The following is a 23,026-nucleotide window of genomic DNA, read 5'->3' on the forward strand; positions in this document are numbered from 1 at the left end:
TCAGATCACGGTGAAATAAGCAGCGCCGGGTGCTTTTTCATAACGCCTGAACAATACAATGTTTTGTAAGGCTGGGAATCAAAAGCATAATAGGCAGGTGCAACCCGATGATTTTTGGATGTTTCTGGTTATTTCAGAAAATGATAAATTCGGCGCTTCAACAACATGAGGAGTTCATCATGGTTCACCCCCATTTTCCCCTTCTGGCGGATGCCACGCTGGCGGCCATCAATACTGTCGGCGCATGGCTGGCGCAGGACGAACTGAGCGTGACGCGTCAGTCCCCGGAGATTGATGCGGTGATTCTGGCTGGAAACGCGGTGATCCCAACCATTGACGCGGCCTGCCGTTTTGCCGCGCAGAGAGAAGTCCCGCTACTGATTAGCGGCGGCATCGGGCATTCGACCAGCTTTTTATATGCTGCCATCGCCAGTCATCCGCGTTACCACACCGTACCGGTCGCAGGGCGGGCCGAAGCAAGCATTCTTGCCGACATTGCGCGGGAGTTCTGGCAGATCCCGCAGGCGCATCTGTGGGTTGAGGATCAATCCACCAACTGCGGTGAAAACGCGCGCTTTAGCTGGAACATGCTGAAACAGCGTCATCGAACGACCGGGCGGGTGCTGGTGGTGCAGGATCCGACGATGCAGCGCCGCACGATGGCGACGTTTGCCCGCGTGTGTCGTGATGAGCCCGATTCACCGGAGTGGACAAGCCATCCCGGGTTTACGCCAACGCTGCAAAACGGAAAAGATGGCGTGGAATTCGGTGAGGGCTACACCGCGCTGTGGCCCGTTGACCGCTATCTTTCTCTCGTTCTGGGGGAACTACCGCGCCTGTATGATGACGCAAACGGCTATGGCCCGGCCGGGCGGGATTATATTGCTCACGTTGAATTCCCCGAGGCCGTCATGGCCGCATGGAAACAGCTGCAGCAGGATCCGGTCCTGAAGGTGACGCGAAAAATCATCTGAGCACGGAACAATTCCCTCGCCCCAATGGGGAGAGGGTTAGGATGAGGGGAAAAAATCACAGCGCCGCAAACTTATCCAGCGTCCGCACCAGTTGAGTGACGAAACCGTATTCGTTGTCATACCAGGCAACGGCTTTCACCAGCTGAAGTTCTCCCGCCTCTGACACCTCCGTCTGCGTGGCGTCAAACACCGAACCATAGTGCGAGCCAATCACATCTGACGACACAATTTCTTCGTCGGTATACCCAAACGATTTATTGCCCTGCGTCGCCTTTTTCAGCGCGGCGTTGATCTCCTCAACGGTGACTTTCTTGCCCAGAATGGCCACCAGCTCGGTTACCGAACCCGTTTTTACCGGCACGCGCTGCGCGTGGCCCTTCAGTTTGCCGCTGAGCGCAGGGATCACCAGGCCAATGGCTTTGGCGGCACCCGTGGTGTGCGGAATAATGTTCTCTGCCGCCGCCCGGGAGGCGCGAAGGTCTTTCCCACGCGGGCCATCTACCAGCGCCTGCGTACCGGTATAGGCGTGAATGGTGGTCATGGTGCCCACCTTAATTTCAAACGCATCGTTCAGGGCTTTCGCCAGCGGAGCGAGGCAGTTGGTGGTGCAGGAGGCGACGGAGATGATGGTATCACTGGCGTCAATGGTGTCGTCATTCACGCTGTAGACGATAGTTTTCATGTCACCCGCAGGCGCAGAAATCAGCACTTTCTTCGCGCCGGCGTCCAGGTGCGCCCGTGATTTCTCTTCAGAAGTATAAAAGCCGGTGCACTCCACGACGATATCCACGCCTGCGGCTTTCCACGGAATGTGCTTCGCCTCTTTCTCGGCGTACACCGCAATGGTTTTACCGTCCACAATCAGCGCATCCTCGGTGAAGTCCACGCTCCACGGGAAGCCACCGTAGTTGGAATCATGCCTGAGCAGGTAGGCCAGCACTTTCGGGGAGGTGAGGTCGTTGATGGCGACGACGGTATTACTGTCCTGGGTTTCAAGAAGGCGACGCAGTACAAGGCGCCCAATGCGTCCAAAGCCGTTAATGCCAATTTTACTCATGGTGCTCTCCTGTAAACGTGTCGATGCGACAGTTTGAACTCATCCAGGCTTAGACCATCACGGGCAGGGCGGCAATTGAAGATGCTTCATGCGGGAGGAAGTATTTGAAAAACCATACAGAAAAGTTAATGAATTTTTAAGGAAAGGGGATTATGTTGGCGCGGTAACTGTTTTTAATCGAGAAATCACATGCGCACTAAATATACAAGCCTGCAAATCGGCATCCACTGGCTGGTGTTTCTGTTAATCATCGTCGCCTACTGCGCCATGGAGTTCAGAGGTTTCTTCCCGCGCACCGCGCGCCCGGCGATCAACATGATCCACGTCTCATGCGGGATCGGTATCCTGGTGCTGATGGTGACGCGTCTTCTGGTTCGCCTGAAGTTCCGCGCGCCACCGATTGAACCGAAGCCAAAAGCGATGGTAACGGGGATGTCCCATCTGGGGCATCTGGTGGTGTATGTGCTGTTTATTGCGCTGCCGCTGATTGGCATTGTGATGATGTATAACCGGGGCAGCGACTGGTTTGCTTTTGGTCTGGCGATGCCGCATGCGGCAGAGTCCAATTTTGACCTGGTTGATGTGCTGAAAGAGTGGCACGAAACGCTGGCAAATCTGGGCTATTTTGTGATTGGCCTGCACGCCGCGGCGGCGCTGATGCACCACTATTTCTGGAAAGATAATACCCTTCTGCGCATGATGCCGAAAAAGCGTTCGTAGTCTTTAACGCTTGCCGGGTGGCGATGCGCCACCCGGCTTGTTTTTTAACCCAGCAAAGCACGCTCTTCGGCAGTTAACGCCAGCCCCTGAGTTGACCCCGTCTCCGACGACTTCACCGCCGCTTCCAGCACGGCCATCACCGCTAATGCCTCAACAGGATGGACAGGATTGGCGATTTCCCCGCGTAGCGCATCACGCACGTTAATATAGTACTGTCGCTGATCGCCTTTCGGGGTAGGGATCGTCTGCGGCGCGCCGTCAGCGCCGAAGAACACCATACTGTCGCTGTCTTCGCCCCAGGTTTCACTGCCGGGGATCACCCCTGAGAGCAGCTGTGCTTCCTGCTGATCGATTCTGGCCTTCACCACGCTGCCCTTGTCCCCGTGAACGGCAAAGCGCGCCGTACCGCCTGCCACCAGCATGCTGGCGTGCAGAATCACCTTATGCTCCGGGTAGTTTAAGACCACGTGCGCCCAGTCGTTAACTTCTGCGCCGTCGCGCAGCGTCGCGATATTCCCCTGAACCGACTGCGGCAGGCCAAAGAGCTGCAGCGTCTGGTCGATAAGATGAGGCCCCAGGTCAAACCACAGGCCGCTCCCGGGGACGTTCTGCTCGCGCCAGCGCACGCGCACTTCCGGGCGGAAGCGGTCGATGTGCGATTCAAGGTGTTTAACCTTGCCGAGCGTGCCTTGCTCAATAACCTGCTTAATGCCGAGGAAATCGCTGTCCCAGCGGCGGTTGTGGAAGACGGAGAGCAGCAGCTGCTTTTCCTCCGCCAGCGCAATCAGGTCGCGGGCTTCCTGCATGTCGAGGGTGAAAGGCTTATCCACGACCACGTGTTTACCCGAGTTCAGGGCCAGCGTCGCCAGCGGGGCGTGCGTGGCGTTGGGGGAGGCAATCACCACCAGGTCAACATCAGGATGCTGAATAGCCTCTTCAGGGGTGGCGACCACCTGTACGTCCGGCAGATCGCGTTTTACCTTCTCTTCATCGCGAGAAGAGACAACTGCCAGCTTAAGCCCGTCCACAGACTGGATCAGCGGAGCATGGAAGGTTTTCCCGACAAATCCATACCCGATCAGCGCAATGTTGATTGTTTGAACTTTACTCATGACCTTCTCCACGTTAATTCGCGCACACCGTGACCTGTAATGCGCCAGGGTCCCCAAGCTCAGGCCAGGGACGATCTAAAAAGAGATGTTGAATGTTGGATAACCCGGAAACCAGATACGGCTCGCAGCGGTTAATTTTCAGATGATCGGCGACAATCCAGTGCTCGTGGCTTGCGTCGAGCATCGCGCGTTTAACCTCGGCATCCGCTTCTTTACCGGCGCTCAGACCGAGTTCGGCATGAATGGCGCACGCCCCGAGGATGGCGATATCTGCCCGATAACGGGACAGCAAAGATAACGTGGCGCTTCCGGCAAACAGGCGCTGCTGGTGGTCCCATTTGCCGCCGAGCAGGATCAGCTCAACGTCTTCCCGGTCGCTAAAGTGCTGGGCGATATCCAGCGACGTGGTAATGACGGTGAGCGGCCCCTGAAGAAAGGTGGCGACGGCCATCACCGTGCTCCCGGCATCCAGAAAAAGGGTGGAGCCCGGTGGAACCTGCTGTGCGACCTGCTTACCCAGGCGCTGTTTGGTCTCCGGCAGCAGCGTATTGCGGCCCTGACGGTTCATGGCGGAGAGATTCAACGCGATGGCTCCGCCGTGGTTCTTCTGCGCCAGGCCCTGGTTCTCCAGGTCGGTCAGATCCCGACGGATGGTATCGGCTGAAACCTGCAGCTTTTCGGCCAGCTCGGTGATGCTGGCCTGGCCTTGCTCGCTCAGGATATCCAGAACGTAGCGTTGACGAGCGGTTTTGTGCATGGGGTACAATCCTGCAAAATGTCGCAATAGTTTGCATAATACAGCATTTTAACGCAGAGAAAAGGGCAATGTCGTTTTGATGTCGGGGAGTGCGGTGATGATTCAGATGCGTGATTATTAAAATTTTATTAAAAAGGTATAAGCAAGCCGTTTTGAATGTTAATCATAATGTTATTGTTATGTTTTATTTAACAGTTTGGGTTATGTAACCACTGCACCATCATTGTCTGGGTTTTAATTCTGTTAAATGGTGATAGTTCGGTTTTTAATTGCTTTAATTAGTTTATTAATGGCATTAAATTTTAATTGGGCCTGTTTGGCTACTTAAATTGACACTTCTTTGAAAATCTTTGTGTCTGACCCGAGCGGAAATTAACGCAAAAATGTGCAGGGAGCAAATTAAGAATTTTCCTTAAATAACAGTCGGTTTATATGTTTCATCTGAAAGGTCATTTTAAGAGTTTTGTCCAGAAACCCCATGTTTTTTCTTAATTGTAACACCGCCTTAACATTGGGGGTGTAGTGGCCTATAACACATTTTGTTATGCTGCTAACCACTTTAGGAAATAAGTAAATTCTTAATTTAAATAAGACGCAGGCAGATCTCATCTCCAGAGGAAATGGGTATGGGGGAGTTTTACCTAAAATACGGCAAGGATGCTAAATAAGATATTTGTCTAATTATCTATACCTCTTTTTGGGTAATTGCTTCAGTGTCACTCAGAGTCAGGGAGATAACAATGACGATATTACGAAAGCCTATGTTACGCCGATTTACAGCAGCACTGGCATTCATTTCATTAGCCATAAATACGGCGTACGCCAATAGCAGTCAGGTGGGCATTGCCCCGGTTGCCACGACAACCTTAAAAGAAAGCATTCTTTTTGCTATCGATCGCGATCCGTCTATTAGTCAGCAGGCCGCACAATTAGGTATTGGCCAGGCACAAATAGATGAAGCGCGCAGCGGCTGGATGCCGCAAATATCGTTGAACGGGAGTACAGGGCACAGCCAGACCACCGATTCCAGCGGGTCGCTGAAGAATTCGGCCGCCTGGGGGCTGAGCCTGACGCAGCTGCTGTACGATTTTGGCAAGACCAATAACAGCATCAGCCAGTCTTCGGCCCAGCGCGATAGCTATCGCTATCAGCTGATGGGCACGCTCTCTGACGTGGCGGAAAAAACGGCGCTGAGCTACGTCGAGGTCAAACGCTATGCCGATCTACTGCAGGCGGCAAAGGAGAACGTTCAGGCGCTGAAAAACGTTGAGCAGCTGGCAAAGCTGCGTGCCGACGCGGGCGTGAGTTCGACCTCCGATGAGCTCCAGACCCGCACGCGTATTGCCGGCATGCAGGCGACGGTCGCACAGTATCAGGCCGCCTTAAACAGCGCCCGCGCGCGGCTTGCGGTATTAACCGGTATGCAGGCAGAAAACTATTCGCCTGTACCCGCAAACCTCGCGGTTGAACCTGATTCGCTCAACCGCATTGATTATTCGCTGATACCGGCGGTTATGGCCGCGCAAAACATGGAGCGCTCTGCCCAGTACGGCGTGGAAACGGCGAAGTCCCAGCACTGGCCGACGTTAAGCCTGAAGGGCGGGCGCACCCGTTATGAATCGGACAACCGTTCGTACTGGGACGACCAGATCCAGCTCAATATTGACGCACCGCTTTATCAGGGGGGCGCAGTTTCCGCACGAGTGCGGCAGGCTGAAGGAGCACGAGCGATGGCCTCCTCTCAGGTCGATCAGGCGCGTTTCGACGTCCTGCAAAAAGCCTCCGTCGCGCAGGCGGACTGGACCGGCGCACGGGGAAGAATGGAGGCCGGGAAGCAGCAGCTGGAAAATGCCCTGCGCGCCCGGGATGTTTATAAAAATGAGTACACCCTGAGCAAGAGGAGCATTAACGATCTGCTCAGCGTTGAGCAGGATGTCTGGCAGGCTACTTCGGCGAAAATAATCGCTGAGTATGATGGCTGGAGTTCGGCAATTAATTATGCTTCCGCGGTTGATAATTTAATGCCGCTTATTGGAATAGAGAAAAACGCTGCCGCAAAATTACCCGATTTGAGTTAATAAAAGACGCGCAGTGTTGCGCAAAGTAAGACTGAAAATAATGGGTGTTTTTTCCCAGGGATAGCTACATCCATCTGGTGGACATATCCACAGGAATCCGTACACCTGCAAGGAGAAGAATATGAGTAACATAAAAGTTGTTGATGTCATCATTCGCAAAACGGCGGAGAAAACGAAATTAACCGGCGAAGGAAATCTGTCGGTCTCTATTTCATCCCCGAGCGTGATTGAAATCCAGGGTTCTGCTCAGGATGTGGTGCGCTATGTCCGCCAGGGTAAAGACCTCCTTATTTATATGAAAGATGGCAGCGTTATTCGCTGCAATAACTATTTTGTTGAAGATCCTGAAACGCATACTCAGTCAGAGCTGGTATTCAACGATCGTCAGGAACTGACGCATATTTCTTTTGCCGATGCCGGGGACGCGTCAGGCGCTGCGGTGACCGAGTTAACCGCTCAGGCCACACCGATTAGCAGCATTCAACCTTTCCTTGAACAGGAAAGCGTCTTAAGCGACGCGCCGTGGGGCTGGATTGCGGGAGCTGCATTAGGTGGCGGTGCCATCGGGGCGCTGCTGGCAAACGGCGGCGACGGCGAAACTAAGACAAAAGTTATTGATAATACGAAAGAGGTGGAAAGCGCCACGCCAACCTTCCTGCTGTCGGATAAAGCGGGTGACAAGCAGGGCGTGCTGAGCGCAAACGAGATCACAGACGACAGCAACCCAACCTTTAGCGGTACCGGTCAGCCGGGCGCGACCATCCAGGTCAAAGACAGCAGCGGCAGCACCATTGCGAGCACGATGGTCGGCAAAGACGGCACGTGGACGGTAATGTTACCGACCCAGACGGACGGGGAGCACACCTGGTCGGTCGTGCAGATCGACGGCAGTAAAACCACCTCTGCGGGCAGTATCACCGTGACGGTTTCAACCGCCGATGCCGCCATTACGCTTGCCACCACGGCGGGCGATAACGTGCTGAACGCCAGCGAACAATCCGCGGGCTTTACGGTTTCCGGAGCCAGCAAAAACCTGGCGCAGGGTACCGTACTTACCGTAACGCTGAACGGCAAAACCTACGCGGCTGAAGTCGGGGCAGACGGCGCGTGGAGCGTGAACGTGCCTGCAGCAGACGCGCAGGCGCTGGGCGACGGCACCTGGACGATTAACGTCAGCGGCAAAGACGCGGCGGGTAATACCGTGAGCGGCAGCCAGACGATCGGCGTGGATACCACCGCACCAACCCTCTCTGTCGATACCCTCGCGCAGGACAACATCATTAATGCGGCTGAGCACAATCAGCCGCTGACCCTGACCGGTAAAACGAATGCGGAAGCCGGTCAGATCGTCACGGTCACGCTGAACGGTAAAAACTATAACGCTACGGTGGGTAGCGACGGCACCTGGTCCGTCACGCTTGCAGCGAACGACGTGCAGGCGCTCAACGAGGGCAATCACACTCTGACGGTTAACGTTAGCGACAAAGCGGGCAACGGTACGTCCGTGACGGGAGATTTCACGGTTGATACCACTGCGCCGGTCGTCACTATCGATACCGTGGCGGGCGACGATACCCTCAATATCAGCGAGCAGGGGCAGGCGCAGATTATTTCCGGGCAGGCGAGCGGCGTGTCGGCAGGCGATGTGGTCACCGTGACCGTTGGCGGACAGTCTTTCACCAGCGTGGTGCTGGCGGACGGCAGCTGGAGCGTAGGCGTTCCGGCGTCCGTGCTGGGCGCGTTGGGAGAAGGTAACCATACGATTTCAGTTTCCGTGACCGACGCGGCAGGCAACACCGGCAGCGCCACGCACGATATTACGCTGAGCGGAAACCCGCCAGAATTTACGATTGACGCCATCAGCCAGGACAACGTGCTGAATGCTCAGGAGGCAATGCAGCCGCTGAGCCTCACAGGCACCAGCAACCTGCCTGACGGCAGCACCATCACCGTGACGCTGAACAACGTCAGCTATCAGACCACAGTTGAAAACGGTATCTGGGCGGTCCAGGTGCCGGTTTCCGACGTGCTGAATCTGGCGAACACCCTTTACACCGTCAGCGTCAGCGGTACCGACAGCGTGGGTAACGGCGGCTCTGCCGGGGCGACGCTGCTGGTGGATACCGTACTTCCGCAGGTCATTATCAACACCTTTGCGGGCGACAACCTGGTCAATAACGCCGAAGCGGGCGTCGATCAAACCCTCAGCGGTCGCGTCACCGGCGCGGCGGCGGGCGACACCGTATCTGTCACCGTGGGCGGCAAGAGCTACACCGCAACGGTTGGCAGCGACCTGACCTGGAGCGTGAAAATTCCGTCAGCGGATCTTCAGGCCTTCGGCGACGGGGATTTAACCTTTACCGCGTCGGTGACCAACGGGCACGGCAATACCGGCACCGGCGAGCGCGATATCAATATCAATGCTGAACTGCCGGGCCTGCGCGTAAACACCATTTCCGGCGATGACGTGATCAACGCCATTGAGCAACAGCAGGATCTGAGCGTCACCGGCTCCAGCACCCATCTGGCAGCGGGCACGCAGATTATCGTCACCATCAACAACGTTGAGTACGTTACCGCGGTGAACGCCAGCGGCCACTGGCAGATCGGCGTTCCGGCGGCGGACCTGCAGGCCTGGAGCGCGGGAGGCATCACGGTTAGCGTCAGCGCGGTAGATGCCTGGGGCAACAACGTTGCGGCTGAACACCCGATTGAACTGGATCTGAACGCCGTGGCGGTCACCATTGATACCGTCTCCGGCGACGACCTGCTGAATGCGGCAGAAAAAGGCGCCGATTTAACCCTTTCCGGCCAGACGCAGGGTGTAGAGGCGGGGCAGACCGTGGTGGTTAAATTCGCCGACCAGACCTTCACCGCGCAGGTGCAGCAGGACGGCTCCTGGAGCCTGACCGTGCCCGCCAGCGCCATGGAAACTCTGATTGACGGGCGCGCGCAGGTGAGCGTCAGCGTCACTAACGTCAACGGCAACAGTGCCGACGCGTCGCGCGTGGTCACGGTGGATACGCTGCCGCCGGCGATTACGCTCGATAACCTGACCGCCGATAACATCATCAACGCGGCTGAAGCGCAGCAGGATTTACTGTTAAGCGGTAGCAGCAGTGCGGAACCGGGCCAGACGGTTACCGTGACGCTGAACGGCAAAACGTATCAGACTACGGTCCAGACGGACGGTACCTGGCAGCTGAGCGTCCCGGCGGCTGATGTCGGTGCCCTCAACGATGGCATCGTTACCGTGACGGCCACCGTGAGCGACGTGGCGGGCAACACCAGCAGCGCCGACCGCGTGGGTCTGGTGGACGCGACCGTGCCGCAGGTGACCATCAACAGCTTTGTCACCGACACCAACACCGTTAACCAGCTCGCCCATTCACAGGCGCAGGTCCTGAGCGGCTCCGTCACCGGCGCGGCAGCGGGCGATCTGGTGACCATCACCATTAACAGCGTCGATTACACCACCGTGGTGGATGCGGCGGGCAACTGGAGCCTTGGCCTGCCGGCGTCCGTCGTGCAGGGGCTGGCTGACGGCACCTGGACAGTTGACGTCTCCGTGACCGACAGATCCGGCAATACCGGAAGCAGTTCGCTGGATGTGGTGGTGAATACCGTGACGCCTGTCATCGGTATCAACACGCTGGCGGCGGACGACGTGATTAACGCGACCGAGAAAGGCGAAGATCTGCAGATTTCCGGCACCAGCAACCAGCCGGAAGGCACGACTATTACGGTGACCCTGAACGGCATTCAGTACACGGCCACCGCTGACGCCAGCGGCAACTGGAGCGCGACCGTACCGGCGGCAAACGTGCTGGCGCTGGGCGAAGCGAATTACACCGTGACGGCGAACGTCACCGATAGCGTAGGCAACAGCGCCTCAGCCTCACACGATGTGCTGGTAGACAGCTCGCTGCCGGTGGTGACGATTAACACGCTGGCGGGCGACAATATCGTTAACGCGGCGGAAGTGGCGGCAGGGCAAACCCTGACCGGTAAGGTCACGAACGCGGCGCCAGGTGACACTGTCACGATTATCCTTGGCGGCCAGACATACACGGCTACCGTACAGGACGATCTGACCTGGAGCCTGCCGTTAAGCGAGAGCCAGTTCACCGCGCTCGGCAACGGGGATCTCACCGTATCGGCCAGCGTCACTAACGCGCACGGCAATACCGGTTCCTCTTCGCTCGACTTCACCATCGACGCCCAGCTTCCGGGACTGCGTATTGATACGGTCGCAGGCGACGACGTGATCAACGTGATTGAACACGCGCAGAACCTGATTGTGTCCGGCACCAGCACCGATCTGGCGGCGGGCAGCGCCGTGACCGTGACCATCAACGGCAAAGCCTATTCCGCAACGGTGCTGGCGGACGGCACCTGGCAGGCAGCGGTACCTGCAGCGGACGTGTCCCAGTGGGCGGATGGCTCGCTGGATATCAAGGCAAGCGCGCAGGATGCTTCTGGCAACCCGGTAACCATCGGGACCGTCGTGGACGTCGATCTCGCGCCGGTCGCCATCACCATCAACAGCGTGACCGACGACAACGTGCTTAACGCGGCGGAAAAAGGCCAGGATTTGGTGCTGTCCGGCACCACTTCCAGTGTTGAAGCGGGCCAGACCGTGACCATCACCTTCGCAGGGAAAACCTACACCACGACGGTGGATGGCAACGGCGACTGGACCTGGACCGTTCCGGCTGCCGATCTGAGCGGCCTGAAAGACGGCGACGCCAGCGTTCAGGTTAGCGTCACCAACGTGAACGGCAACGCCGCGTCTTCGGCGCAGGCATTCAGCGTCGACACCACCGCGCCGACGGTGACCATCAACACCATCAGCGGCGATAACATGCTGAATGCGGCAGAGGCGGCGCAGGATCTGACCCTGAGCGGGACCTCTACTGCCGAAGCGGGCCAGACGGTCACCGTGACCTTCAACGGCAATCAATACAGCGCGCAGGTGCAGGCGGACGGCAGCTGGACGCTGGACGTGCCTGCGGCGGATCTGGCGGGCATCACCGATGGCAGCGCGGCGGTCACGGCATCCGTGTCCGATAAAGCAGGTAACCCGGCCAGCGCGGGCTCATCGGTGCTGGTGGACACCACCGTACCGCAGATTTCATTCAACATCGTTGCGGGCGATGACATCATCAATATTGCCGAGCACGGCCAGGCGCTGATCGTCTCCGGTAAGGTGACGGGCGCGCAGGCGGGTGACGCGATCACCGTGACCCTGAATGGTAAAGATTACACCGCCATGCTGGACGCGTCCGGCAGCTGGAGCCTGGGCGTTCCGGCGGCGGACGTGGGCGCGCTGGTCAACGGTGAGCAGACGATTTCTGCGACCCTCACCGACAAAGCCGGTAACAGCACCACCGCGACGCACGAGTTTGACGTCTCCCTGACCGCGCCGGTCATTGCCATCAATACCCTGGCGGCTGACGACGTGATCAACGCGACCGAGAAAGGCCAGGATCTGCAGGTGTCCGGCACCAGCAACCAGCCGGAAGGAACCGCCATTACGGTGACGCTGAACGGCATCAGCTATACGGCCACCGCCGACGCGAGCGGGAACTGGAGCGTGACCGTTCCGGCGGCAAACGTCTCCGCGCTGGGCGAAGCGAGCTACGTGGTGACGGCGAGCGTAACCGACACCGCGGGCAACAGCGCGGGCACCGGTCACAGCGTGCTGGTCGACAGCGCGCTGCCGCAGGTCACCATCAACCCGGTCGCCACGGACGACGTTATTAACGCGGCGGAAGTGGCTGCCGGACAGACCCTGAGCGGGAAAGTGAGCGGCGCGGCGATCGGTGACACTGTCACCGTTACCATCGGCGGCAATACTTATACGGCGACGGTTCAGGACGATCTGAGCTGGTCGGTCAACGTGCCGTCCACGGTCTTAACCGCCATCGGGAACGGCGATCTGACCGTGTCAGCCAGCGTCACCAACGGCCACGGCAACACCGGAACCGGCGAGCGCGAAATCGTGATAGACGCTAACCTGCCTGGCCTGCGCGTCGACACCGTGGCGGGCGACGATGTCATCAACAGCATCGAGCACGCGCAAAACCTGATTATCACCGGTTCCAGCGAAGGCCTGGCAGCGGGCGCAGCGTTAACGGTGACCGTCAATGGTAAAACCTACGCCGCAACCGTGCTGGCGGACGGGACCTGGACGGCGGCCATTCCGGCGGCAGACGTCAGCGCGCTGAATGCGGGCACGGTCACCGTGACCGTGGACGGCCAGAGCGCGGCGGGCAATCCGGTTTCCATCAGCCATGACGTGAAGGTGGATCTGGCGGCAGTCGCCATCAGCATTAACCCGATTGCCTCTGACGACGTGATTAACGCGGCGGAGAAAGGCGCGGACCTGGTGCTGTCCGGCTCCACCACCAACGTGGAAGAAAACCAGACCGTCACCATCACCTTCGGCGGCAAGTCGTACACCGCGACGGTCGATGCCGACGGCAACTGGACGGCTACCGTGCCGTCCGCCGATTTGGGCAGCCTGAAGGACGGCGATGCCAGCGTGCAGGTGAGCGTCACCAACGTGAACGGCAACAGCGCCTCGGCGGGCCGCGAGTACAGCGTGGACGCTACCGCGCCGACGGTGTCTATCGAGATCGTCAGCGACAATAACATTATCAATGCGGCCGAAGCGCAGCAGGATCTGGTGATTAACGGCGTCACCAACGCCGAAGCGGGTCAGACCGTCACCGTGACCCTGAACGGCGTGGACTACACCACCACCGTTGAGGCTAACGGCAGCTGGAGCGTGACCGTACCGTCCGCCGATCTGGGCGCGATTGCCGACGGAAACTACACCGTCAGCGCCGCCGTATCGGATAAAGCGGGCAACCCGGCCTCCGCGGATCGCGACGTGCTGGTTGATACCACCGTTCCACAGCTGACCATTCACACCGTTTCCGACGACGACGTGATCAACAGCGCCGAGCATGCGCAGGCCCTGATTGTCACCGGTTCCGTGACCGGCGCGGCGGCGGGCGATGTGGTCACCGTCACCCTCAACGGCAAATCGTACACCGCCACTCTCGACGCCTCCGGCAACTGGAGCGTTGGCGTGCCTGCGGCGGACGTAACCGCGCTGGCCGCCGGGGATTACACCATCACCGCGGCGCTGACCGATAAAGCCGGCAACAGCAACAGCGCCACGCACGGCGTAGAGGTGAACCTGACCGCGCCGGGGCTGACCATTGACACCGTTTCCGGTGACGATGTAATCAACAATACTGAGAAAACCCAGGATCTGACCCTCTCCGGTACGGCTTTCGGCCTGGCGGCAGGCGCGGTGGTGACCGTGATGCTCAATGGCAAAGCGTACAGTGCGCAGGTGGACGATAGCGGAAAATGGACCACCACCGTTCCGGCGAGCGAAGTCGGTCAGCTGGGCGAGGCGCTTTACACCGTCACCGCCTCGGCGACGGACGGCGTCGGTAACAGCACCAGCGCGTCGCACACCGTGAACGTGGAGTCCGTTCTTCCGGGCGTGATCGTTAACACCATTGCGGGCGACGACGTCATTAACGCGGCAGAGCTGGCAGCCGGCCAGACCATCAGCGGTAAGGTGGTGAATGCCGAAGCGGGCAACACCGTGACTGTGACCATTGGCGGTAACATCTACACCGCAACGGTGCAGAGCGATCTCACCTGGTCCGTCGATGTCCCTGAATCTGTTCTGACGGCGCTGGGCAACGGCGATTTGACGGTGTCAGCCAGCGTGACCAACGGCGTCGGCAACAGCGGATCCGCTGAGCGCGATATCACGATCGACGCTAACCTGCCGGGCCTGCGCGTGGATATCGTGGCGGGTGACGACGTGATCAACAGCATCGAACACGGGCAGAACCTGATTATCACCGGTTCCAGCGACGGGCTGATGGCAGGCGCGGCGCTGACCGTGACCGTAAACGGCAAAACCTATCCGGCGACCGTGCTGGCGGACGGCACCTGGAGCGCGGCGATCCCGGCCGCGGACGTGGGTGCGCTGAATGCAGGCACGGTCACCGTAACCGTTGCGGGCCAGAGCAGCGCCGGTAACCCGGTTTCCATCAGCCACGATGTAACGGTGGATCTGGCGAGCGTTGCCATCAGCATTGACGCCATCGCCACCGATGACGTGATTAACGCGACCGAGAAGGGCGCGGATCTGGTGCTCTCAGGCACTACCTCAAACGTCGAAGAAAACCAGACCGTCACCATCACCTTCGGCGGCAAAAGCTACACCGCGACCGTAGGCGCCGACGGCAAGTGGACGACCACGGTGCCAGCGGCCGATCTGGCGGGTCTGAAAGACGGCGACGCCAGCGTGCAGGTGAGCGTCACCAACGTCAACGGCAACAGCGCCTCGGCGGGCCGCGAGTACAGCGTGGATGCGACCGCACCGTCCGTGACCATCAATACCCTGGCGACGGACGACATTCTCAATGCCACCGAAGCGAAGAGCGATCTGACGGTTTCCGGCACCAGCACCGCCGAAGCGGGCCAGACGGTCACCGTATCGCTGAACGGCAAAGACTACACCACAACCGTCAGCGCGGACGGCAGCTGGACGCTGAACGTTCCGGCGGCCGATCTGGCAGGATTAACCGACGGCAGCGTCACCGTTACCGCATCAGTCAGCGACAAGGCGGGTAACCCGGCGTCCGTGGATCACAACCTGGCGGTAGATATCACCGTCCCGGCGGTGACCATCAATACCGTGGCGGGCGATGACGTGATTAACATCGCAGAACACGGCCAGGCGCAAATCATCAGCGGCACCGCCACCGGCGCGGCTGCGGGCGATAAGGTCACCGTCACCATCGGCGGCCAGACGTACACCACCGTGCTGGACGCGGCGGGGAACTGGAGCGTGGGCGTCCCGGCGAACGTAATTTCCGGCCTCAGCGACGGCACCGTGACCGTCACCGCGTCGGTTACCGACGCGGCGGGCAACACCGGCACCGGCACGCATAGCGTGACCGTCGATACCGGTCTGCCTTCGGTCAGCTTCAACGCCATCAGCGGCGATAACGTGCTGAACGCGGTGGAGAAAGGTCAGGACCTGAGCGTCAGCGGCACCAGCGCCAACCTCGCGGAAGGCACCGTGGTGACCGTGACCCTGAACGGCAAAAACTACACGGCCACGACGGCGGCAGACGGCACCTGGAGCCTGACGGTTCCGGCGGCGGATCTGGCGGGTCTGGGTCAGGCCAACTACACCCTGAACGCGAGCGCCACCAACGGGGTGGGCAACAGCGTGAGCAACACCGCGAACCTGCTGGTGGACACCGCGCTGCCAACGGTCACCATCAACACCGTGGCGGGCGATAACGTCATTAACGCGGCGGAAGTGGCGGCAGGCCAGACCCTGAGCGGCACCGTTGCGAATGCCGAAGCGGGCAACACCGTCACCGTGACCATTGGCGGCAACACCTACACCGCGACGGTGCAGAGCGATCTGACCTGGTCCGTCAACGTGCCGTCTGACGTGCTGACCGCGCTGGGTAACGGCAGCCTGAGCGTAACGGCGACCGTCACCAACGGCCACGGCAACACCGGTACCGGCGAGCGCGAAATCGCTATCGACGCTAACCTGCCGGGCCTGCGCGTCGATACCGTGGCGGGCGACAACGTGGTCAACAGCATCGAACATACTCAAAACCTGATCGTCAGCGGATCCAGCGACGGGCTGGCGCCGGGCACGGCGCTGACCGTCACCATCAACGGCAAAGACTATGCGGCCACGGTGCTGGCGGACGGCTCCTGGAGTGCGGCTGTTCCGTCTACCGACGTGAGCGCGTGGCCGGAAGGCACCGTCAAAATCAGCGTGACCGGCGACAGCTCAGCGGGTAACCCGATTACCATCAGCCACGATGTGACGGTAGATCTGGCGACCGTTGCCATCAGCATCAATGCGATTGCGACCGACGACGTGATTAACGCGGCGGAGAAGGGCGCGGATCTGGTGCTGTCCGGTGCGACCACCAACGTGGAAGCCGGGCAGACCGTGACCATCAGCCTGAACGGCAAAATCTACACCACCACGGTGGACGACAGCGGCAGCTGGACCTGGACCGTACCGTCTGCGGATCTGGCTGGCCTGAAGGACGGCGATGCCAGCGTGCAGGTGAGCGTCACCAACGTCAACGGCAACAGCGCCTCGGCGGGACGTGAGTACAGCGTGGATGCCACCGCGCCGACCGTCACGATTAATACCCTGGCGACGGACGACATTCTCAATGCCGCCGAAGCGAAGAGCGATCTGACCGTGTCCGGTACCAGCTCTGCAGAAGCTGGCCAGACGGTGACCGTGTCGCTGAACGGCAAAGACTACACCACAACCGTCAGCGCGGACGGCAGCTGGACGCTCAACGTCCCGGCGGCCGATGTTGCGGCCCTGACGGACGGCAGCGTGACCGTTACCGCATCGGTAAGCGACAAGGCGGGCAACCCGGCGTCGGTTGATCACACTCTGACGGTGGACGTGACCGTTCCTGCGGTGACCATCAATACCGTGGCGGGCGATGACGTGATTAACCTCGCAGAACACAGCCAGGCGCACATCATCAGCGGCACCGCCACCGGCGCGGCAGCGGGCGATAAGGTGACCGTCACCATCGGCGGCCAGACGTACACCACCGTGCTGGACGCGGCGGGGAACTGGAGCGTGGGCGTCCCGGCGAGCGTGATTTCCGGCCTCAGCGACGGCACCGTGACCGTCACCGCGTCGGTTACCGACGCGGCGGGCAACACCGGTAGCGGCAGCCATAACGTGACCGTCGATACCGGTCTGCCTTCGGTCAGCTTCAACGCCATCAGCGGCGATAACGTGCTGAACGCGGTAGAAAAAGGTCAGGACCTGAGCGTCAGCGGCACCAGCGCCAACCTGGCGGAAGGCACCGTGGTGACCGTGACCCTGAACGGCAAAAACTACGCGGCCACGACGGCGGCAGACGGCACCTGGAGCCTGACCGTTCCGGCAGCGGATCTGGCGGGTCTGGGCGAAGCGAATTACACCCTGAGCGCGAGCGCCACCAACGGCGTGGGCAACAGCGTGAGCAACACCGCGAACCTGCTGGTGGATACCGCGCTGCCGACCGTCACCATCAACACCGTGGCGGGCGATAACGTCATCAACGCGGCGGAAGTGGCCGCGGGCCAGACCCTCAGCGGCAAGGTAACGAACGCGGAGGCGGGCAATACCGTCACCGTGACCATTGGTGGCAACACCTACACCGCGACGGTGCAGAGCGATCTGACCTGGTCCGTCAATGTGCCGGAGTCCGTCCTGACGGCGCTGGGCAACGGTGACCTGACCGTGTCAGCCACCGTCACCAACGGCCATGGCAACACCGGGACCGGCGAGCGCGAAATCGCTATCGACGCCAGCCTGCCGGGCCTGCGCGTTGATACCGTGGCGGGCGACGATGTGATCAATAGCATCGAACATACTCAAAACCTGATCGTCTCCGGCACCAGCGACGGGCTGGCGGCAGGCACAACGCTCTCCGTGACCGTCAATGGCAAAACCTATGCGGCCTCCGTGCTGGCAGACGGCTCCTGGAGCGCGGCGATCCCGGCGGCAGACGTCGCGGCCTTCGCAGCAGGCACGGTCACCGTGACCGTTGCAGGCCAGAGCGCGGCGGGCAACCCGGTGACCATCAGCCATGACGTGACCGTCGACCTGGCGTCGGTGGCTATCAGCATCGATGCGATTGCCACCGACGACGTGATTAACGCGGCGGAAAAAGGCGCGGATCTGGTGCTCTCCGGCAGCACTTCGAACGTGGAGGAAAACCAGACCGTTACCGTTACCTTCGGCGGCAAGACTTACACCGCGAAGGTGGATGCTGACGGTAACTGGACGGCCACCGTGCCGTCTGCGGATCTCGCGGGCCTGAAGGACGGCGATGCCAGCGTGCAGGTGAGCGTCACCAACGCGCACGGCAACAGCGCGTCGGCGGGGCGTGAGTACAGCGTGGACGCCACCGCACCAACCGTGACCATTGATACGGTTGCAGGCGATAACGTGATTAACGCCAGCGAAGCGGCTGCGGGCGTTGCCATCTCCGGCACCACTACGGCAGAGGTCGGTCAGACGGTCACCGTGACGCTGGGCGGTAAGAGCTATACCGCGCAGGTGCAGCAGGGCGGCATCTGGAGCGTTAACGTTCCGGGCAGCGACCTCTCCACGCTGGCGGATAACGGCTACAACGTGCAGGCGAGCGTGAGCGACGCCGCGGGTAACCCGGGCAGCGCGGGCAAAACAATTACGCTTGATACCACGCCGCCGACCGTCAGCTTTAACGTTGTCGCGGGCGATGACGTGATTAACAGCGTGGAGCACGGCCAGGCGCAGATCGTCAGCGGGTCGGCAACCGGCGCGAACGTCGGGGATAAAGTAGTTATCACCCTCGGTTCGCACCAGTACACCACCACCGTTGACGCCAGCGGCAACTGGAGCGTGGGCGTTCCGGCCAGCGTGATTTCCGCCCTGACCGACGGCACCGTGACCCTCAGCGCAACCATTACCGACAGCGCGGGTAACAGCAGCACCCAGACCCATGACGTGGTGGTCAACACCGCCTCCGTGGCGCTGACGGTGAACACCGTTAGCGGTGACGACGTCATCAACGCGGCTGAAGCCGGTTCGTCACTGGTGATTAACGGCTCCAGCGCGCAGTTCGCCAGCGGGACCCAGGTCACCGTGACCCTGAACGGCAAGAGCTATACGGCCACCATTCAGAGCGACGGCACCTGGACGACTACCGTACCGGTTGCAGACGTCAGCGCCCTGGCCGATGGCGCCAGCTATCAGGTGTCCGTATCGGCACAGGACAGCGCGGGCAACAGCGCCTCCGCAACGCATACTATCAGCGTGGATACCACTGCGCCGGTGGTGAGCATTGGGACGCTGTCGGTTGACGACATGCTGAACGCCGCGGAAGCGCAGCAGCCGCTGACCGTGCACGGTTCTTCCAGCGCGGAGGCGGGTCAGACCGTTACCGTGACGCTGGGCGGCAAAACCTATACTGCGCTTGTCGGCAGCGACGGCACCTGGACGCTCGACGTGCCGGCGGCCGATCTGGCTGCCCTTAGCCAGGGCGCGCTGACGGTCACCGCCTCGGTCAACGACAAAGCCGGTAACAACGGCCAGACCACGCACACCTTAACGGTAGACACCGTTGCGCCAACCGTGACCATCAGCACCGTGGCCGATGACGATATCGTCAACAACGCGGAGCAGCTGGCGGGCCAGACGATCCGTGGTACGACCACGGCGGAACAGGGCCAGACGGTGACCGTCTCCTTCAACGGGCACAGCTATCAGGCGACCGTCGGGGCGGACGGATCGTGGTCGGTCTTCGTGCCGGGCCGTGATTTCCTCGGCCTGAGCGACGGGGAGTACACCATCACCGCTTCGGTGAACGATAAGGCGGGCAACCCGGGCAGCGCAACGCACGGCGTGACGCTGAACGGCGATGTCCCAACCATCACCATCAACACCTTTGCGCAGGACGATATCGTCAACGCCGCCGAGCACGGCACGCCGCTGGTCATCAGCGGTACCACCGACGCGCCTGCAGGCCAGACGGTGACCATCACGCTGAACGGTAAAACCTATGCGGCTACCGTCCAGAATGATGGCACCTGGAGCTACACGGTGGGCAGCGCTGACGTGACTGCGCTGGCAGACGGCGGCTCGTACGTGATTAACGCCCAGGTGAGCAACACCATCGGCAACAGCGCCAGCGATAACCATACCGTCACGGTGGATCTCACCGCGCCGTCGATGGGGATAAGTATTGATTCGCTGCAAAACGATACCGGCCTGAGCGCAACGGATTTCATCACCAACGACAGCCAGGTCGTCGTCAACGGCTCGCTGACCGCGCAGCTCGGCAATAACGAGAAGGCGCAGATCAGCCTCGACGGCGGCGTCACCTGGATTGACCTGACCGTGACCGGCACCACCTGGCGCTACGCCGATGGCCGCACCCTGACGGACGGTACGTATCAGTACCAGGTCCGCGTGATTGATAACGCGGGCAACGTGGGGGCAACGGACAGCCAGGACGTGGTGATTGATCTGACGAAGCCTGCGGCAACCACCATTACCGTGGATTCCATTACGCAGGATACCGGTCTGTCCGGCAGCGACTTTATCACCAGCGACAACCAGATCAGCCTTAAAGGCACGCTCGGCGCGGCGCTGGGCAGCGGCGACCACGCGCAGATCAGCCTTGACGGCGGCGTCACCTGGACCGACGTCAGCGTCAGCGGCCTGAGCTGGACGTACGTCGATGGCCGCACGCTGGCCGACGGAGATTACAACTACCAGCTGCGCGTGATTGACGATGCGGGCAACATCAGCGCCATCGCCAGCCAGGTGGTGACCATTGATACCGTTGCGCCGGACGCCAGCAAAACGATCGCCATCGACAGCATCAGCGACGATACCGGCCTGAGCAGCAGCGACTTTATCACTCGCGACACGTCCCTGACGCTGCACGGCTCGCTCGGCGCGACGCTGGCCGACGGCGAATACGCGCAGATCAGCATCGACGGCGGCGTCACCTGGCAGAACGTGATTGTCACCGGCAACAGCTGGTACTACGTGGACGGCCGCACGCTGGGTAACCAGACCTATGACTACTACGTTCGCGTGGTGGATGCGGCCGGTAACGTGGGCGCCAGCGCCCATCAGCAGGTGACCGTCGATACGGTCGCCCCGGATGCGGCGATTACGGTGACCGTGGATAACATCACCGTGGATACCGGCTTCGACAATAACGACTTCCTGACCAGTTCGACCTCGTACACGCTGCACGGAACGCTCGGCGCAGAACTCGGCGCGGGTGAATTCGTGCAGGTGAGCATGGACGGCGGCAGCACCTGGGTATACGCCACCGTGAGCGGCACGCAGTGGAGCTACAGCGACACGCGTACCCTGACCGACGGCAGCCACAACTATCAGGTACGGGTCGTCGATGTGGCGGGGAACGTTGGGGCAACCACCTCGCAGGCGGTGACGGTGGATACCCAGGCGCCGCAGTACGGCGTCACCATCGACAGCATCAGCGAAGATACCGGCCAGTCCGGCAGTGATTTCATCACCATGGACACCACGCTGACCATTAACGGTTCGCTGGGCAGCGCGCTGGCAAGCGACGAGCGCGTCCAGATCAGCCTGGACGGCGGGAATACGTGGCTCGATACCACGGTCACCAACCAGCGCTGGAGCTACACCGATACCCGCGATCTGCCTGACGGCGACTACACCTACCAGGTGCGGATTATCGACCAGGCGGGCAACGTGGGTTCGACCGCGTCTCAGGTCGTCACGGTAGACACCACGCCGCCGACCACGGTCGGTACGGTCGTGAGCTACACCGACGGCGAAGGCGAGCGTCAGGGCACCTTTGGCAGCGCGGTGGCAACGGACGATAACTCGCCGCTGATCAACGGGACGCTGAACCGTGCCCCGGATGACGGCGAGATCGTGCAGCTCTACCGTGACGGGGTTCTGCTCGGCCAGGTGACCATGAACGGCAGCGCGAGCTGGTCCTTCCAGGACAACGGCCTGAGCGACGGGAATCACACCTATATCGTGCGCGTCACCGACAGGGCCGGTAACTACACGGAATCCGACGGCTTTGTGCTGAACGTCGATACCAGCATCCCGACCACCACGGCGGCGATCACCGCGCAGACCACGTCGGACACTACGCCGATCGTCACCGGTACCGTCTCCGCTGACCTGGTGAACGGTGAATATCTGGTGGTGACGGTGAACGGCAAAACCTACACCTCCCAGACCGGCGGTGCGGTGGTGGTCGACCCGGCTCACAACACCTGGTATCTGCAGATCCCGGACGGCGATGCGCTGAGCGTGGCGAGCTACAGCGTGACCGCGCAGGTGAAGAGCAGCGCGGGTAACGGCAATACCACGGGTACGGCGACCGGCAGCCTGGTGATTGATACCACCTCGGTGAATACCGACTGGGCAACCACGGCGGGGAACAGCAACAACTCCACCATGACCCTCGGCATGAACAGCAGCGGTCTGTGGAATATCATCGCTAACGGTCAGTCATACTCCAGCAGCGATAGCTCGACCTATGCCGGCAATACGCTGACCAACACCCGTAACTACTACGTGGTGAGCCAGACCGCCGCCGACTTTGACCGTAACGGCACGCAGGACATTTTCGCGACGGAAAATACCTACGCCGGTTCAACGCAGGTGATGTGGACCTACGATGGCAGCACCTATAACGCCAGCCAGCTGGCAATGGGTACTACCA

General features: G+C 60.4%; 6 protein-coding genes and 1 pseudogene. 4 read left to right on the forward strand and 3 right to left on the reverse strand.

Annotation, left to right across the window (positions count from 1 at the left end):
- Positions 1 to 179 precede the first annotated feature (179 nt).
- Complete coding sequence (locus PUP35_RS10230; RefSeq protein ID WP_274243086.1) at positions 180 to 974, forward strand: YdcF family protein; 795 nt, start codon at positions 180 to 182, stop codon at positions 972 to 974.
- Between the two features lie 55 nt (positions 975 to 1,029).
- On the opposite strand, the gene gap is transcribed toward PUP35_RS10230, so the two are convergent.
- On the reverse strand, positions 1,030 to 2,031 hold the full coding sequence (gene gap / locus PUP35_RS10235; protein WP_023311641.1) for a type I glyceraldehyde-3-phosphate dehydrogenase: 1,002 nt from the start codon (positions 2,029 to 2,031) through the stop codon (positions 1,030 to 1,032).
- Between the two features lie 189 nt (positions 2,032 to 2,220).
- Between gap and cybB the strand changes: the two genes are divergently transcribed.
- Positions 2,221 to 2,751, forward strand: a complete 531-nt coding sequence (cybB, locus tag PUP35_RS10240) for a cytochrome b561 (RefSeq protein WP_274243087.1) — start codon at positions 2,221 to 2,223, stop codon at positions 2,749 to 2,751.
- Positions 2,752 to 2,795: 44 nt separating this feature from the next.
- Here cybB and PUP35_RS10245 read toward each other — a convergent pair whose 3' ends face one another.
- A complete protein-coding gene (locus tag PUP35_RS10245) occupies positions 2,796 to 3,863 on the reverse strand; it encodes an oxidoreductase (protein ID WP_274243088.1) in 1,068 nt (355 codons plus the stop codon).
- A 13-nt stretch (positions 3,864 to 3,876) separates the two neighbouring features.
- Positions 3,877 to 4,620 (reverse strand): DeoR/GlpR family DNA-binding transcription regulator, encoded by a 744-nt coding sequence (locus PUP35_RS10250; RefSeq protein ID WP_274243089.1) that lies wholly within the window; start codon positions 4,618 to 4,620, stop codon positions 3,877 to 3,879.
- Positions 4,621 to 5,360: 740 nt separating this feature from the next.
- Here PUP35_RS10250 and PUP35_RS10255 point away from each other — a divergent pair.
- Together PUP35_RS10255 and PUP35_RS10260 are read left to right on the forward strand one after the other, a co-directional pair.
- Positions 5,361 to 6,698 (forward strand): TolC family outer membrane protein, encoded by a 1,338-nt coding sequence (locus PUP35_RS10255; RefSeq protein WP_133294365.1) that lies wholly within the window; start codon positions 5,361 to 5,363, stop codon positions 6,696 to 6,698.
- A gap of 121 nt (positions 6,699 to 6,819) precedes the next feature.
- Positions 6,820 to 22,912: pseudogene (locus tag PUP35_RS10260) on the forward strand (Ig-like domain-containing protein); the annotation flags it as partial.
- Between the last annotated feature and the right edge of the window lie 114 nt (positions 22,913 to 23,026).

Origin of the sequence: Enterobacter sp. S-33 (assembly GCF_028735835.1) — a bacterium.
GTDB classification, from domain to species: Bacteria; Pseudomonadota; Gammaproteobacteria; order Enterobacterales; family Enterobacteriaceae; genus Enterobacter; species Enterobacter vonholyi.

Coding starts and splice junctions, on each gene's coding strand:
- gap (WP_023311641.1), bottom strand. CDS start 2,031: ATGAGTAAAATTGGCATTAACGGCTTTGGACGCATTGGGCGCCTTGTA.
- PUP35_RS10230 (WP_274243086.1), top strand. CDS start 180: ATGGTTCACCCCCATTTTCCCCTTCTGGCGGATGCCACGCTGGCGGCC.
- cybB (WP_274243087.1), top strand. CDS start 2,221: ATGCGCACTAAATATACAAGCCTGCAAATCGGCATCCACTGGCTGGTG.
- PUP35_RS10245 (WP_274243088.1), bottom strand. CDS start 3,863: ATGAGTAAAGTTCAAACAATCAACATTGCGCTGATCGGGTATGGATTT.
- PUP35_RS10255 (WP_133294365.1), top strand. CDS start 5,361: ATGACGATATTACGAAAGCCTATGTTACGCCGATTTACAGCAGCACTG.
- PUP35_RS10250 (WP_274243089.1), bottom strand. CDS start 4,620: ATGCACAAAACCGCTCGTCAACGCTACGTTCTGGATATCCTGAGCGAG.